This window comes from Serratia sp. NFX21 (assembly GCF_048517035.1).
Taxonomy (GTDB): domain Bacteria; phylum Pseudomonadota; class Gammaproteobacteria; order Enterobacterales; family Enterobacteriaceae; genus Serratia; species Serratia quinivorans.
On the sequence record NZ_CP183196.1, the window covers coordinates 4,634,947 to 4,649,286 of the forward strand.

15 protein-coding genes are annotated in these 14,340 nt (G+C 58.0%); 5 read left to right on the plus strand and 10 right to left on the minus strand.

The annotated features are described in order from the left end of the window. The first annotated feature begins 71 nt into the window (after positions 1–71). Positions 72–374: a helix-turn-helix domain-containing protein gene (locus tag ACNT1W_RS21655; protein ID WP_012146538.1), complete on the plus strand. Its 303-nt coding sequence runs from the start codon at positions 72–74 to the stop codon at positions 372–374. Between the two features lie 33 nt (positions 375–407). Here ACNT1W_RS21655 and lysA read toward each other — a convergent pair whose 3' ends face one another. Then, complete coding sequence (lysA, locus tag ACNT1W_RS21660) at positions 408–1,670, minus strand: diaminopimelate decarboxylase (RefSeq protein WP_115183923.1); 1,263 nt, start codon at positions 1,668–1,670, stop codon at positions 408–410. 132 nt (positions 1,671–1,802) lie between these two features. Here lysA and ACNT1W_RS21665 point away from each other — a divergent pair, with 132 nt between their 5' ends. Continuing rightward, positions 1,803–2,726 carry a LysR family transcriptional regulator gene (locus ACNT1W_RS21665; RefSeq protein ID WP_419246122.1) on the plus strand — a complete coding sequence of 308 codons (924 nt, stop codon included), beginning with the start codon at positions 1,803–1,805 and terminating at the stop codon, positions 2,724–2,726. On the opposite strand, the gene ACNT1W_RS21670 is transcribed toward ACNT1W_RS21665, so the two are convergent. Then, complete coding sequence (locus ACNT1W_RS21670; RefSeq protein ID WP_419246123.1) at positions 2,716–3,870, minus strand: MFS transporter; 1,155 nt, start codon at positions 3,868–3,870, stop codon at positions 2,716–2,718. The genes ACNT1W_RS21665 and ACNT1W_RS21670 overlap by 11 nt on opposite strands. Before the next feature lie 315 nt (positions 3,871–4,185). Then, on the minus strand, positions 4,186–5,094 hold the full coding sequence (locus ACNT1W_RS21675) for a LysR family transcriptional regulator (protein ID WP_012146542.1): 909 nt from the start codon (positions 5,092–5,094) through the stop codon (positions 4,186–4,188). Between the two features lie 109 nt (positions 5,095–5,203). Here ACNT1W_RS21675 and ACNT1W_RS21680 point away from each other — a divergent pair, with 109 nt between their 5' ends. Together ACNT1W_RS21680 and ACNT1W_RS21685 are read left to right on the plus strand one after the other, a co-directional pair. Beyond that, the gene (locus tag ACNT1W_RS21680) at positions 5,204–6,088 is read left to right on the plus strand and encodes an MBL fold metallo-hydrolase (RefSeq protein ID WP_017893827.1); all 885 of its coding nucleotides are present in this window, start codon (positions 5,204–5,206) and stop codon (positions 6,086–6,088) included. A 75-nt stretch (positions 6,089–6,163) separates the two neighbouring features. After that, positions 6,164–6,814 carry a DsbA family protein gene (locus ACNT1W_RS21685; protein ID WP_218217307.1) on the plus strand — a complete coding sequence of 217 codons (651 nt, stop codon included), beginning with the start codon at positions 6,164–6,166 and terminating at the stop codon, positions 6,812–6,814. A gap of 49 nt (positions 6,815–6,863) precedes the next feature. Here the strand turns inward: ACNT1W_RS21685 and ACNT1W_RS21690 are convergent, their stop codons facing one another. Beyond that, positions 6,864–7,571, minus strand: coding sequence for a tetratricopeptide repeat protein (locus ACNT1W_RS21690; protein ID WP_112363217.1), 708 nt, complete (start codon positions 7,569–7,571; stop codon positions 6,864–6,866). 191 nt (positions 7,572–7,762) lie between these two features. Here ACNT1W_RS21690 and ACNT1W_RS21695 point away from each other — a divergent pair, with 191 nt between their 5' ends. Then, the gene (locus ACNT1W_RS21695) at positions 7,763–9,499 is read left to right on the plus strand and encodes an ABC transporter ATP-binding protein/permease (RefSeq protein ID WP_419246124.1); all 1,737 of its coding nucleotides are present in this window, start codon (positions 7,763–7,765) and stop codon (positions 9,497–9,499) included. Positions 9,500–9,539: 40 nt separating this feature from the next. On the opposite strand, the gene agaF is transcribed toward ACNT1W_RS21695, so the two are convergent. The 6 genes from agaF to agaR are packed head-to-tail and all read right to left on the minus strand — an operon-like array spanning position 9,540 to position 14,220. Continuing rightward, the gene (gene agaF, locus ACNT1W_RS21700; RefSeq protein WP_012146547.1) at positions 9,540–9,974 is read right to left on the minus strand and encodes a PTS galactosamine/N-acetylgalactosamine transporter subunit IIA; all 435 of its coding nucleotides are present in this window, start codon (positions 9,972–9,974) and stop codon (positions 9,540–9,542) included. A 10-nt stretch (positions 9,975–9,984) separates the two neighbouring features. Next, positions 9,985–10,878 (minus strand): PTS system mannose/fructose/sorbose family transporter subunit IID, encoded by an 894-nt coding sequence (locus ACNT1W_RS21705; protein WP_419246125.1) that lies wholly within the window; start codon positions 10,876–10,878, stop codon positions 9,985–9,987. Continuing rightward, a complete protein-coding gene (agaW, locus tag ACNT1W_RS21710; protein WP_012146549.1) occupies positions 10,868–11,647 on the minus strand; it encodes a PTS N-acetylgalactosamine transporter subunit IIC in 780 nt (259 codons plus the stop codon). The genes ACNT1W_RS21705 and agaW overlap by 11 nt, the downstream gene beginning before the upstream one ends. Before the next feature lie 14 nt (positions 11,648–11,661). Beyond that, positions 11,662–12,138: a PTS N-acetylgalactosamine transporter subunit IIB gene (gene agaV / locus ACNT1W_RS21715; RefSeq protein WP_419246126.1), complete on the minus strand. Its 477-nt coding sequence runs from the start codon at positions 12,136–12,138 to the stop codon at positions 11,662–11,664. Position 12,139: 1 nt separating this feature from the next. Further along, positions 12,140–13,423 carry a D-tagatose-bisphosphate aldolase, class II, non-catalytic subunit gene (locus ACNT1W_RS21720; RefSeq protein WP_419246127.1) on the minus strand — a complete coding sequence of 428 codons (1,284 nt, stop codon included), beginning with the start codon at positions 13,421–13,423 and terminating at the stop codon, positions 12,140–12,142. A 23-nt stretch (positions 13,424–13,446) separates the two neighbouring features. Then, positions 13,447–14,220 (minus strand): transcriptional repressor AgaR, encoded by a 774-nt coding sequence (gene agaR, locus ACNT1W_RS21725; RefSeq protein WP_012146552.1) that lies wholly within the window; start codon positions 14,218–14,220, stop codon positions 13,447–13,449. Between the last annotated feature and the right edge of the window lie 120 nt (positions 14,221–14,340).

Below are 14,340 nucleotides of genomic sequence, written 5' to 3' on the forward strand. Positions count from 1 at the left end.
GGCTATATTGGAGTGCGGCCGTCGAGCGATTCGACAACTGATTTTTATTTGGCAACCCAGAGGTAACGCAAATGGCCAAACCATTATCAAATCTGATCGATAAGCTCGATCCCGCCGTGGTTGACGCGGCTCGGCAAAAAGCGGACAAAGAAATTTTTGAACTGCGGCTGGCTATGCTGCGGGAAGAACTGGCGGTGTCCCAGGTTGAACTGGCGAAGCGGCTTGGCATCAGCCAACCTTCTGTGGCCAATTTGGAAAAACGCGGTAGCGAAATCAAACTCTCTTCGTTAAAACGCTATATTGAAGCCATGGGCGGTACGCTGTCGCTGGAAGTCCAACTCCCCAACGGTCAGCATCGGCGAATGTCTCTGTGAAACGGGCGCAGTATTAAACTGCGCCCGAGAGCATCAGATCAGTTCCAGCGCAATCAGCTCTTCAATGGTCTGGCGGCGGCGAATCAATCGCGCTTCGCCGTTTTCAAACAGCACTTCCGGCAGCAATGGACGGCTGTTGTAGTTCGATGACATTGACGCGCCGTAAGCACCGGTGTCATGGAACACCAAATAATCACCGACCTGCACCGGCGGCAGTTCGCGGGTTTCAATGCCACCACCGGCCTGCTGGGTAAAGACATCACCGGACTCGCACAGCGGCCCGGCAATCACGGTATCGCGCAGCGGCTGGTTGGCAGTATCGCGGCCATCGGCCGGCAGCAGAGAAATATGGTGGTAACTGCCGTACATCGCCGGACGCATCAAATCGTTAAAACCGGCGTCCACCAGCACAAAGTGGCGGCTGCCCATGTCTTTCACCGCGCGCACCTCGGCCACCAGCACCCCGGCTTCCGCCATCAGGAAACGCCCAGGTTCAATCTCCAGGCTCACCGGATGCCCCAGATGCGCGGCAATGCGCTCACGGGCACTGTTCCACAGGCCAAAATAGTGCTCGGTATCAATCGCCTCTTCACCGTACTGATAAGGGATCGACAGGCCGCCACCGGCGGAGATGGCGCTGATATCCTGGCCGAGATCGATCACCTGCTGCACCATGGCATCACACACCCGCTCCAGATGCTGGTAATCCACGCCCGAGCCGATATGCATATGCACACCGATCAATTTCAGGCCGTACTGCTGAATTTTCTCCACCGCCTGCGGTAAATCGGCATACCAAATGCCGTGCTTGCTGTTTTCGCCGCCGGTATTGGTTTTCTGGCTGTGGCCGTGCCCAAAACCTGGGTTGATGCGCAGCCACACTGGATGTCCGGTAGAAACCTGGCCCAGTTGTTCCAGCATGTCGATCGAACCGACGTTAACCGGAATTTTCAATTCGCTGACGCGCGCCAGGGTCGCGTGATCCAGCACGTCTGCGGTAAACACAATCTCACTTGGCTCACCACCCGGCTGAAAACCGGCCTGCAATGCACGCTCAATCTCCCCCAACGACACCGAGTCCACCTTGACGCCCTGCTCACGCATCAGGCGCAGAATATGGATATTCGAGCAGGCCTTTTGGGCAAAACGAATAACATCGAAATGACGCAGCTGGCTGATGCGCTCGCTAATGATAGCGGCGTCATAAGCCCATACCGGGCAACCAAAGCGCTCAGGCAGGGCCAACAGGTTAGCGGTATTAAGAGCGGTAGTGGTGTCGTCGAGAGCACGTGGCATGGTGGTATCCCTGAATAAAATTTAGTGACTCTAATACCCCAATATTGCCGCACGCTTTCTTGGATGGAAAATATCTATTTAGCCAGAGTCTATTCATTTATGATATGGCTTTGCTGATTAAAAGAGCTACCGATGCACGCGATAACGCTACGCCAGATTGAAATCTTCTATGCGGTGATGACCACCGGCAACCTGACCGAAGCCGCCGCGCTGCTGCAAACCTCGCAGCCCACCGTCAGCCGCGAGCTGGCGCGCTTTGAGAAGCTAATCCAGCTGCAATTGTTCGAACGGGTTCGCGGGCGGTTATCCCCAACGGTGCAAGGCCTGCGGCTATTGGAAGAGGTGCAGCGCTCCTACTACGGTCTGGATCGTATCACCGCCGCCGCCGCCAGTATCCGCCAGTTCCGGCAGGCACAGCTGTCGATTGCCTGCCTGCCGGTGTTCTCGCAATCACTGCTACCCGCGGTGTGCAAACCTTTTATCGATCGCTATCCGGAAGTGAGCTTCAGCGTAATACCGCAGGAATCACCGCTGCTGGAGGAGTGGCTGTCGGCGCAGCGTCACGATTTGGGACTCACAGAAAATACCCTGACCCCGGCGGGGACCGAGCGCATGACGCTGATGACCTTGAACGAGGTGTGCGTGCTACCGGCCGGGCATCCCCTGCTGGCGAAAACGGTGTTGACGCCGCAGGACTTTGCCGGACAAAACTTTATCAGCCTGTCGAACACCGACAGCTATCGCCAGTTACTGGATTCGTTGTTCAGTGAGGAAGGAGTCAACCGCCGTCTGGTAATGGAAACCCATAGCGCCGCATCGGTCTGCGCCATGGTTAAAGCGGGAGTGGGAGTGTCGATCGTTAACCCGCTGACGGCGCTCGATTACGCCGGCAGCGGCGTCCACGTGCGGACATTCAGCGTTGACGTCCCCTTTACCGTCAGTCTGATCCGGCCGCTGCACCGCCCATCGTCGGCGCTGGTCACGGCCTTTACTCAGCATTTGCAACAGCAAGCGCAGACACTCCCCGCCCGCCTGGCGGCAGTAATTACACGCTAACCGGGCGCTTGGCACGGCTGAAGGTCACCATGCAGAGCAGCAGCCCCAGCAGCGCGATCCCCGCGGCCGCCAGCGGTACGCTGGTCAAGCCCAGCCCCTGCGCGATCACCACGCCACCGACCCAGGCACCAATGGCATTGCCAACGTTAAACGCAGCAATATTTAGCGTAGACACCAGATTGGGTGCCTTTTTACCGTAGGTCACCACGTTGATCTGCAGCGCCGGCACCGCGGCAAACGCCGCAGCGGCCCACAGGAACAGGGTGATTTCCGCCGGCACCATTGAGTGACTGGTCCAACTGAACAGCGCCGCGAAACAGGCGATGACCAGGAAAGTACAGGTCAGGGTCAGCGGCAAACGCCAGTCTGCCAGACGGCCGCCAAGGATATTGCCCAGCGTCAGGCCAACCCCCATCAACAACAGCGTCCAACTCACGCCATGTGACGAAACCCCGGTCACTTCGGTCAGCAGCGGGGCAATATAGGTAAACAGTGCGAACATCGATGCGGCAAAGGCCACGGTCATCAGCAGCGAAAGCCAGATGCCGCCGCCGCGCAGTGCCGTCAGCTCTTTTTTCAGGTCGGTCGGTTGTTCATCCCTGACCGTCGGCAGCTTGCTATACAGCGCCAACAGGGATAATACGCCGATCACCGTCACCGCCCAGAAGGTTGAGCGCCAGCCCAATGCTTGCCCCAGTGCAGTGCCGAGCGGCACCCCCAGCACGTTGGCCAATGTCAGACCGGTGAACATCAACGCCACGGCGGAAGCCCGACGGTTGGGTGCCACCAGATTCGCCGCCACTACAGCGCCAATGCCGAAGAATGCTCCGTGGCACAGGGCGGTGATAATGCGCGCCAGCATCAGGAAATCGTAGCTGTAACTCAGCGCGCACATAATATTGCCGAAAATGAAAATCACCATCAGCAGCAGCAGAGTCTTTTTGCGCGGCAGCTTCGCCGTCAGCAGCGCCATGATCGGTGCGCCGATAGCCACGCCAAGGGCATAGCCGCTGATCAACCAGCCGGCGGAAGGAATAGAGACCTGCAGATCCCTCGCGACCTCCGGCAGCAACCCCATAATAACGAACTCGGTGGTGCCGATAGCAAATGCACTTAATGCCAGTGCGAGCAGAGAAACAGGCATGCGTAACGCTCCCAATCAACAAAGCCCCGGCGTCAGGCGCGCGAGGCTGGTAAAAAAACACAAAATTATCGGCCAGCCTGGCAGGCTGCCCGTGGAAAGGTCAGAGAGGATGTTCAAAGAGCCGGGATATCTATTTAACCCTATAATTATTAAGTCTTATTCACTCTTCTCACGCTACAAAAACTACACGTCGCACCATCAGTTAACCAGTGACAGAGCCGCGACAGCGCACAAAATGCCCCGGTAAACTCGCTAACCGCTTGAATGCGCTAATGATGAAAAATGTGTGAAAATGTTACTGCGGCGTTAATAATATCAGCGCAACGTCGCTCGCCAGCCGGCATCGGTGGCAAACCACTCCACTAAAAAGTCCAACATGGTCCTCAGAGTCGCCGGCATCTGCCGACGCGAAGTATAAATGCCGTAAATGCCCATCGACTGGGGCCGATAATCCGGCATCAGCTCAATCAGTTCGCCACTGGCCAGCAGCGGTGCCGCCGAATAATAAGGTTGCATGGAAACCCCGGCCCCCTGCACCGTACCCGCCATCAATACCACCGATTCATTGGCGCTCAGATTACCGCTGACCGCGACTGCCGACTTCACCCCCTGGTGGTCAAAATGCCACAGGCTTTTACCGAAGTAGGAGTAAGTCAGGCAGTTGTGCAGCGCCAGATCCTGCGGATGACGCGGCGTGCCATGTGCCGCCAGATAGGCCGGTGCAGCGCAGACCACCGAGGCGCAGGAAGAGAGCGGTCGGGCGATCAGATTGGGATCCAGCTCATTGGTAATTCGCAGCGCCAAATCGATACGCTCTTCGACCAGATTCACTGCGCGGTTATTCATTTGCAGATCCACAGCCACCTGCGGATGACGCTTAAGGTATTGTGCTACCGCGCCCACCAGCGCCGTCTGACCCAGCGACTGCGAGCAGGTGATCCGTAGCAGGCCGCGTAGTTCATCACTCTGTTCCCCTTCGACCAGGTCTATTTCCCCCGCCAGCGCCAGCATCTGTCGGCAACGCTCTAATGTACGCTCACCGGCGTCAGTCAGACTAAGCTTACGGGTAGTACGGTGCAGCAAACGTGCCCCGGCCCATTGCTCCATCTGGGCCAGATAACGCGTCACCATGGCTCGCGACATTTCCAGCGTTTCTGCCGCCGCAATCATGCTGCCACGGTCAACGATGGTGATAAAAACCTCAGCTGCGGTGATGCGATCCATGATTCGTCCGATTTACGCAATTAATAATTGCTCATTATCCGGTTTTTCTATCGCTTTATGCAACCTAACATCTACACAACATTTAATCGCTACCCAAGGACCTCTGCCCATGTTTAACAAATCATTACTGACCCTGGCCTTCGCCGGCATCACCACCTTTAGCGCCTACGCCACCGCCGCCGACACTCTGACCATGGAAGTGTACAACCCAGGTGAGAAAAGCGTGTTCCCGGTGTCCTCTGAGATCATCAGCGGTAAACACGAAGTGGCGCTGATTGACGCCCAGTTCCAGCGCAACGACGCAGAAGAACTGGTGAAAAAGATCAAGGCCACCGGCAAAAAGCTGACCACCGTCTACATCAGCCATTCAGATCCGGATTTCTACTTTGGTCTGGACGTGATTAAAGCCGCGTTCCCACAGGCGAAAATCATCGCGTCCCCAGGCACCATCGAAGAAATCAACGCCACCAAAGACGGCAAAGTCGCCTATTGGGGCCCGATCCTGAAAGACAATGCACCGAAAGCGGTGGTGGTTCCACAGGCGTTGCAGGGTGACAGCTTCACCGTTGACGGCCAGAAAGTGGAAGTGAAAGGCCTGACCGGCCCAACGCCAGAACGTACCTACGTGTGGATCCCGGCACTGAAAGCGGTAGTGGGCGGTGTTCCGGTCGCGGGCGACAACATCCATCCGTGGGTCGCCGATAACCAGAGCGTTGAATCCCGCGCGCACTGGCAGCAAACGCTGGAAGGCATCAAGGCATTGAAACCGAAAGTCGTTGTCCCTGGCCATTTCCTGCCGGGTGCCGACCAGACGCTGAAATCCGTGACCTTTACCCAGAACTACCTGACCACGCTGGAAGCTGAACTGCCGAAAGCCAAAGATTCTGCTGCACTGGTGGCGGCAATGAAAAAGCATTACCCGAACCTGAAGGATGAATCCAGCCTGGAACTGAGCGCCAAGGTGCTGAAAGGCGAAATGAAGTGGCCGCAATAAGCCCGCCTTAATAAACAGACTACGGCGTTACTGCAACCCGCCCTTGAAAGAGGGCGGGGATAACGAGGAATAAATATGACCGGCACGACTCTGCATTACATTTTCGATCCGCTGTGTGGCTGGTGCTATGGCGCAGCCCCGCTGGTGAAGGCGGCCAAAACCATTCCAGGGCTGAACATCGCGCTGCATGCCGGTGGCATGATGACCGGCAACAACCGCCGCCAAATCACGGACGAATGGCGTAATTATGTTATCCCGCACGACAAACGTATTGCGGAGTTAACCGGACAGACCTTTGGTGATGCCTATTTTAATGGCCTGCTGCGTGATACCACGGCGATCATGGACTCAGAGCCGCCGATTACCGCGATACTGGCGGCGCAAGCGCTGGCGGGACGCGGGCTGGATATGCTGCATCGCATTCAGGAAGCGCATTATCAGGAAGGTCGACGCATCGCCGATACGCCGGTGCTGGAGGCCCTGGCGAAAGAGCTGGGTCTGGCCTCTGCCCCGTTCATCGCCGAGATGCGCTTTAACGCCGGTGCCCCGACCGCGCAACACATCGCACAAAGCCGGGCGATGCTTGCCAAAGTTCAGGGACAAGGCTTCCCGACCTTTGCGCTTGAAGACAGTGAAGGCCAGCTGCGCCAGATCCCGGCGGGCAACTATCTGGGGAATGTTGAAGCCTGGAAAGAGTTGTTGAGCGGTGCCACTACCTGGGCGTAATGCCTGTTACAGTGCCCGGACATTCAGGATATTGAATGTCCGGGGCTGATTATTCGACCCGCACGAAGCGCCCTTCCGCCCGCACGTTAAAACCAAAACCGCAGTCGCCTTTGGTGTGCATTTCCAGCGCATCCGCGCTGAATTGCATCGTCACATCACAGGCCATCGCGTCCTCCGGCTCCCGCTGACGGTATAGCGCCTTGTCCTGTTCAATCGGCAACACCTCGGCGAATTCGCCCATATTCGGGCCGTAATACAACCCCATTTGCGGCATATAATAGCCGGAATAATTGATCAGCCAGCGGCCGTCCTGTGGCTTGACCTCCACTTCGCTCCACACGCCGCGCCCGGCGTACTGCCAGTAGGCGCCACCCGGTCCGTTCGACGGCGGTTGCTTCGCCAGGCGCTGCTGCAGCAGTTTCAAATTATGTTGGGATTTACTGTCCTGCGGCGCCAATTCCAGATAGGCGCGTGCCTTGAGCAGTTCACCGGCATGCATCAGCGCCAGCGCCACATTGTTGTAAGCAGTGGCGGTCGCCTGATTGTCGAGACCGCAGAACTCACTCCAGGCGGCCTGATCGCGGAAAACGTCGGCTGCGCGTGGGTAATCACCGCGCTGGTAGGCACTTTTCCCCAGCTCGGCATAGCTCGCCACCTTGTGACAATCGGCATCAATATCCGGCTCATCAATCTGTGCCGTCGCCTGGCCGCTGGTGAGCGCACCATAGGCCAACAGCAGGGGAACCCACGCCTTCATCACTCATCCTTTCCGCAGTAAACAAGCCAAATTTCGGCGCCAGTATAACCGCCATCCCTCCCGGCTTCACCTCTGACGATTCAATCACAATATTTCAAAAGGTTAGCCGCGTTAAAACTGCTTACAGTCCCGGTTTGTTTGTTACTTGCCTGCGGCCCATGCTGAAAAAAATGCAGAATTAACGAGACCTCATGAACGCAACCCCACCCCCCAAACACGCCGTCTGGCAATTAATTAAACCCTTCTGGGTTTCGGAAGAAAAGCTGCGGGCCTGGTCGATGCTGATCGCCATTGTCGCTTTGTCGCTCGGGCTGGTGTACATCAGCGTACAGATCAATGAGTGGAACCAGGTGTTTTACGACGCGCTGCAAAACAAAAACTATCCGGTATTCAAGGCGCAACTGTGGCGTTTTACCTATCTGGCGCTGATCTTTATCGTGCTCGCGGTATATAAAATTTACCTGACGCAGGGCCTGCAGATGCGCTGGCGGCGCTGGATGACGGAAAAATTTATGGGTAAATGGCTGGCGCATCAGGCCTATTACCATACCGAACAGCAACAGATCGTCGATAACCCGGACCAGCGTATTGCCGAAGATCTCAATGTACTGACCCAGTACACGCTGTCGCTGTCGCTCGGGCTGCTCTCCAGCCTGGTGACGCTGTTTTCCTTTATCACCATTCTCTGGCACGTCAGCGGGCCAATGACCTTTGTTATCCATCAGCATGCCGTCACCCTGCCCGGCTATATGGTGTGGTTCGCCCTGCTGTACGCGGTGCTGGGTTCGCTGTTGATTTGGTGGGTCGGCAAACCGCTGGTCCAGCTCGGCTTTAATCAGGAGCGCTATGAGGCAAACTTCCGTTTTGGGCTGATCCGTATCCGGGAAAACAACGATGCCATCGCGCTTTATCACGGCGAACCGCGCGAAGCGCAACAGTTGGGTGACCGCTTTGACAACATCCGCACCAACTGGTGGTCAATCATGCGCATCACCCGCCGGCTGAACATCGCCTCTAATTTTTACAGCCAGTTTGCCATTGTTTTCCCGCTGTTGGTGGCGGCACCGCGCTACTTCTCCGGCGCTATCCAGATGGGCGGCATGATGCAGATCGCCTCCGCCTTTGGCCAGGTACAGGGGGCGCTGTCATGGTTTATCGATGCCTTTAGCGATCTGGCGACCTGGAAAGCCTGCGTTAACCGTCTGGCCGGTTTTAACGCCGCCGTGGATCAGGTACACCATCAGCAACGCGGCATTCAACTGCAAGCGGAGAACGACCAACCGCTGATCCTCGATCGTCTCAGCCTGCAACTGCCGGACGGTCAAAGTTTGCTGGGCTCAACGTCGATGACGCTGAAACGCGGTGAAAAAGTGCTGGTCGTCGGCCCTTCGGGCTGCGGTAAATCCACGCTGCTGCGTGCTATCGCCGGGATCTGGCCCTACGGTTCCGGCACCATTGGCCGCGACGCGGCCAGCAGCGCCTTATTCCTGCCACAACGCAGCTATATTCCCATCGGCACGCTGCGCGAGGCGCTCAGTTATCCGCATCTTGCGGCCGAATACAGTGATGAGCAACTACTGAGAGTGCTGGAAAATTGCCGTCTGAAGCATCTGCAACGCTGGCTGGACACCAGCGCCAACTGGAGCCACCGCCTGTCGCCAGGCGAGCAACAGCGGATGGCATTCGCCCGTGCGATTCTGACCCGACCGGATATTCTGTTCCTCGACGAGGCCACCAGCGCGCTGGACGATGAAACCGAGCAGTTGATGTATTGCCTGTTGGTGGATGAACTGCCGCAGGTGACGTTGGTCAGCGTGGCGCACCGCAACAGCGTGGCGAAATACCACCAGAGCTGCTGGCGCTTTAGCCGCCCGGAGGAGAATCAACCGGCCCGCATGGCGCTTAGCCCGCTGCCGGTCGTCGGCTAATCAACCGGGTGCCGCTCACTGGAGCGGTACCCGGCTTCCCTCAAATGCCGTCGGTCTGTACGTCCTCACATTTTACCCGGCGTCTTTCGTGCCACAGGCTGGTCAACCCGCGCTTGCCGCACGCCAGTGCCACTTCGCGGAATTCGTCCAGGCTCAGCCCGTCCCTTTCCAGCATCATTTCCGCCGCCAACTGCATATTCACCCCGGTCAGCACCTCACAATCCCCGTGCGTATCCGCCAGTTCGCTGGCACAGCGAAACGGCGAACCGCCGAGCATATCGGTGAGAAACACCACGCCGTCCGGCTGTGCCACTTCGGCCAACGCCGAGCTCAACGCCGCTTTTAACTCGGCGGTACTCATCTGCTCGGGAAAATTGACCGCAACGCAGTACGGCTGCGGCCCCACCACCTGTTCAACCGCCTGCAACAGGCCACTGGCGAAACCGCCGTGACCGGTAATCACAATGCCTGGCATAAACCGCTCCTCACAATAAACCGATAAACTTGCCCACCACGCCAATCACCACCGTCACGCCAATCAGTTTCACCGGTGAGAAGCCGCGCTTCATCAGGAAGAAAATCAGCAGCGTAAAGCACAGCGGCAGCAGGTTGGGCATCAGCTTGTCCAGCACATCGGTCTGTAGCGCCACGCTGGCTTTGCCGGCATGCATCACCAGCGGGGTAGAAAGATGAACATACGAAGCCACCAGCGCACCGATCACCGTCATGCCGACAATCGAGGCGGCGTGGGATATTCGTCGGGTATGGGTTTTTAGCAACGCCAGCGCGCTGGTTCCGGCCTGATAACCGTAGTGAGCCAGCCCGAAGCGCAGCCCGAAGTGAAAGACGTTAAACAGCAGCAGGAAGACGATCGGCCCAAACAGGCTGCCCTCCAGCGCCAGCGAGGCACCAATCCCGGCGCAGATCGGCAGCAGCGTCAGCCAGAACAGCGCATCACCAATACCGCCCAGCGGCCCCATCAGCGCCACTTTTACCGCACGGATGGTGGAGATCTTCTCTTTGTTTTGCTCCATCGCCAGCACCAACCCGGAAAGGAAGGTGACGTCAAACGGATGCACATTGATAAACTCCATGTGCATTTTCATCGAGTTGGACAGATCCTGCGGATTGCGGTGGATCTTGCGCAATGCCGGGATCAACTGATACAGCCAGCCACCGGCCTGCATACGCTCATAGTTGAACGACGCCTGCAACAGCAACGAGCGCCAGGCCATCCGGTTGATATCGCCGCGGGTCAGAGCCTCGGCGGGCTGGCTATCGACGTAGTCGTCATGCTCCACCTGACTGGTGGCCAGCGCCTGCGCCATACGTTTTTCCGCTTTTTGCGCCAGCAGATCGTCAGAATCATTAAATGCCATCTTCAGCATCCTCCTGGGGTACAGGTTGTTTGAGCGGGTCGGCAGCGGCCCGTTGACTGTTAAAGAAGTCGATCAGGGCGATCGCCAGCGCGCCCAGCGCCACGGCCAGGATCGGCAGTTTCAGGAAGGTGACGGAAATAAAACCGAGGATGAAATAGGCCACATAGGTTTTTTTCATCATCACTTTCATCAGCAGTGAGAAACCAATCGCCGGCATCATGCCACCCGCCACCGCCAGGCCGTCCAACAGCCAGACCGGGGCCTTTTGCACCATGGCGCTGGCCGCGTCGGCGCCGAAATAAATCGGCAGAAACGCCACCACAAAATAGAACGCGAACAGGATGGTGATACCGAGATAGTTCACCCGTTCAATACCGCGCCAGTTCAGTTCTTTCACCATGCGATCGCAGCGATGCATCATCGGTGAAAACAGGGTGAACAGCAGCGTGATACAGCCCTGCACCGCAATCGAAAACGGCACCGCAACGCCAATCGCCACCTTGGGATCGGCTTTGGTAAGAATGGCGAACGCCGTGCCAATCACCCCGCCGATCACCACGTTCGGCGGCTGAGCCCCCGCCAGCGGCACCATGCCCATCCACACCAGCTCCAGCGTGCCGCCGACCAGCAGGCCGGTGTAGACATCCCCGAGGATCAGGCCGACCAGCGGCCCCAGAACCACCGGACGGTGGAAGTGGGTCAGGCCGTCGAACAGGTCGACCCCCGCCAGCCCGGCCAGCAGTGCAATCAATAACGCATCAGTCAACATGATTTCCCCCAAACTCAAAACAGCAGTTTGCCGACAGGCTCACCCGCTTCATCCGGCACCCGACGCACCTCACACTCGACGCCCAGCGCCGCCAGTTCGCGAAAGGCGGCCACGTCACCCTCATCCAGCGAGACCGTTTTATGTACCTGCCGCTTGCCCTCGGCGAAATGCATGTTGCCGACGTTGACGAAACGGATCGGTACTCCGCCCTGTACCAGCCGCAAAACATCCTGCGGCGTTTTGCACACTAAAAAGATCTTCTGGCGATCCGCCGCCTTGTGGATCACGTCGATGGTTTTCTGCAGCGTGAAGTAACGCGTCTGCACCCCCTCCGCCACCACCATGTCCATCAGGTTCTGCTGCACCGGATCGACCGCCGCTTCATCGTTGGCCACCACCACCAGATTGGCCCCCAGGGTGTTGGTCCAGGTAACGCCGACCTGGCCATGTACCAGTCGGTTATCAATGCGGGTCATCAGGATATTCGGCATTTCAGTGCACCTCCGGGTAGCAGGCGGCGTGATAATCATCGAGCACCTGCGTCACCTTGTGCATCACCCAGTCCTGCGGATCGCCGCTCAATTCGCCGGCATTCATCGCGCGGGCCTGCTCGGGCAGATACTGGCTTAACAACGCCAGCGGTACCGGATTGCAGCGCAGGTTGTCGATCAGACCTTCTACCGCCTGCTGAACCTGCGGCTGCGGCCAGTAGTAACGCACCCGGTCGCTCAGGCTGTAGTGGCGATCCAGATACTGTTGATGCGGGTTGCCGTGGTAGTAACGGCTCCACTGTTGCGGCTGCTCGCGCATCACCTGTTCCAGCGTGGCGCACAGCTGCGCCGACTGATGCTCGCCCAGCCATTCACGTTCAATATGATCCAGGGCGAACAGCGCCTCACGCAGGGCAAAAGTCAGCGCCGGGCCGACTTTCAGGATGGCGAAATGATCGCCCACCAGTTGCCGATAGGCCTGCGGGGGTTGGTAGTCCGTTGAATGCGCCTCGTAGACCATACCCGGCTGCCGTTCGATAAAACGACTCAGCTCATGGGCCCGCTGAGGTTGGTAGTGTTCTACGCTGTGATGATCAAACTCCACGCCCGGTTGCACCACCAGCGCAATGGTTCGCCTCCAGGCATCGACCAGCTCTGCCCGTTGCCAGGCCAGGCGATGTACCTCAAGCGTTTGCTGTACCGCCTGTGGCGTGGTGACCTGCATGCCTTCCAGCGCCTCCTGCGCGCCGCCCGGCACCGGCACTTCGGTACCTATGACATACACCGGTGGCTCGCCGCCGCTTTGCTGCCAGGCGCGTTCCGCGACGCTACATAACCGGGCGGCACGAACGGCCACGGTTTCATCATTGAGCGGGAAAGGATCGCCAACGCAGGACATGGAGCAATCGAGGTGAATTTTGCGAAAGCCGGCGCGCACATAATCGTCGATCAGCGTTTCCGCCAGTTGCATCGCCTCTTCCGCCGGCCGGTCCTGCCAGGCATTGGGACCGAGATGATCGCCCCCCAGCCACAGACGATCACGCGCCAACCCCACTTCATCCGCCAGCTGCCACAGCGCATCGCGGAACTGCTGCGCCGTCTGGCCGGTGTAACCACCAAACTGATTGACCTGATTCGAGGTGGCCTCAACCAGCACTGGTGTACCACGCGCTTTGGCCTGTCGCAGGGCCGCTTTCAGCACCCAGGGGTGAGCGGAACAAACGGAAAATACCCCAACCGGTTTTCCGGCCTTGTGCTGCTCAACAAGCTGTAACAACTGCTGCATGAAACCCCCACGCAGGCGCCGTACTACCGGTCAGCGATGACAACCTCCACGCCCAACTCGGTTAACGCCCGCTCGTAATCGTCCGGAAGAAGGCTGTCGGTAATCAGCCGATGAATTTGTCCGGCTTCGCGAATCATGCAAAAGCTCTTGCGACCAAACTTGCTGGCATCCGCCACGGCGATGATCTCGCGCGCCACCTCGCACATCACGCGATTGAGGTGGGCCTCACCGGGGTGAGGCGTGGTGATGCCGGCAACCAGATCGAAACCGTCGACACCCAAAAACAGTTTGTCGAAGCGGTACTGGCGCAATTGCTGCTCGGCAGCCGGACCGTAGAGCGAGTAGGAGTTACGGCGCACGCTGCCGCCCAGCACCATCACCTCCACCCCATCGTTACCTGAAAGCTCATAGGCAATGTTCAGCGCATTGGTCATCACCACCAGATCGCGTCGCCCTTTGAGGAACGGCACTATCTGGGTAGTGGTGGAACCGGAATCGAGGATCAGCGCGTCACCATCGCGCACATAGCTGGCCGCTACGCTTGCGATCTGCGACTTCACGTCGCGGTTTAACCGCCCCTTGTCATGCAACGGGCGATCGAAGGCGAATTGCTGATTGAGCATCGCGCCGCCATAAGCCCGCAGCGCACACCCTTTTCGTTCCAGAAAGCGCAGATCGTTGCGGATCGTCACCGTGGATACTGCAAACTGTTTGCTGAGCTGCTCCACGCGCACGCTGCCGTGCTCGCATAACAAGTCGATAATGTGTTCACGTCGCTTTGCGGTATTCACTGGCATGAGCTGCGGTCCTCAGGTTTCCGGCCGGGCCGGGGAGAAGATGGCTTTCGCTCTACTGCGCTGGCATTACAGCAAAGCGAAAGCAATGAAATTGTGATCGGGGTTACAGCGCTGTTTTAG

Bases quoted from the DNA above. Each gene is read 5' to 3' on its own strand.
- ACNT1W_RS21655 (WP_012146538.1), top strand. From the start codon at position 72: ATGGCCAAACCATTATCAAATCTGATCGATAAGCTCGATCCCGCCGTG.
- lysA (WP_115183923.1), bottom strand. From the start codon at position 1,670: ATGCCACGTGCTCTCGACGACACCACTACCGCTCTTAATACCGCTAAC.
- ACNT1W_RS21665 (WP_419246122.1), top strand. From the start codon at position 1,803: ATGCACGCGATAACGCTACGCCAGATTGAAATCTTCTATGCGGTGATG.
- ACNT1W_RS21670 (WP_419246123.1), bottom strand. From the start codon at position 3,870: ATGCCTGTTTCTCTGCTCGCACTGGCATTAAGTGCATTTGCTATCGGC.
- ACNT1W_RS21675 (WP_012146542.1), bottom strand. From the start codon at position 5,094: ATGGATCGCATCACCGCAGCTGAGGTTTTTATCACCATCGTTGACCGT.
- ACNT1W_RS21680 (WP_017893827.1), top strand. From the start codon at position 5,204: ATGTTTAACAAATCATTACTGACCCTGGCCTTCGCCGGCATCACCACC.
- ACNT1W_RS21685 (WP_218217307.1), top strand. From the start codon at position 6,164: ATGACCGGCACGACTCTGCATTACATTTTCGATCCGCTGTGTGGCTGG.
- ACNT1W_RS21690 (WP_112363217.1), bottom strand. From the start codon at position 7,571: ATGAAGGCGTGGGTTCCCCTGCTGTTGGCCTATGGTGCGCTCACCAGC.
- ACNT1W_RS21695 (WP_419246124.1), top strand. From the start codon at position 7,763: ATGAACGCAACCCCACCCCCCAAACACGCCGTCTGGCAATTAATTAAA.
- agaF (WP_012146547.1), bottom strand. From the start codon at position 9,974: ATGCCAGGCATTGTGATTACCGGTCACGGCGGTTTCGCCAGTGGCCTG.
- ACNT1W_RS21705 (WP_419246125.1), bottom strand. From the start codon at position 10,878: ATGGCATTTAATGATTCTGACGATCTGCTGGCGCAAAAAGCGGAAAAA.
- agaW (WP_012146549.1), bottom strand. From the start codon at position 11,647: ATGTTGACTGATGCGTTATTGATTGCACTGCTGGCCGGGCTGGCGGGG.
- agaV (WP_419246126.1), bottom strand. From the start codon at position 12,138: ATGCCGAATATCCTGATGACCCGCATTGATAACCGACTGGTACATGGC.
- ACNT1W_RS21720 (WP_419246127.1), bottom strand. From the start codon at position 13,423: ATGCAGCAGTTGTTACAGCTTGTTGAGCAGCACAAGGCCGGAAAACCG.
- agaR (WP_012146552.1), bottom strand. From the start codon at position 14,220: ATGCCAGTGAATACCGCAAAGCGACGTGAACACATTATCGACTTGTTA.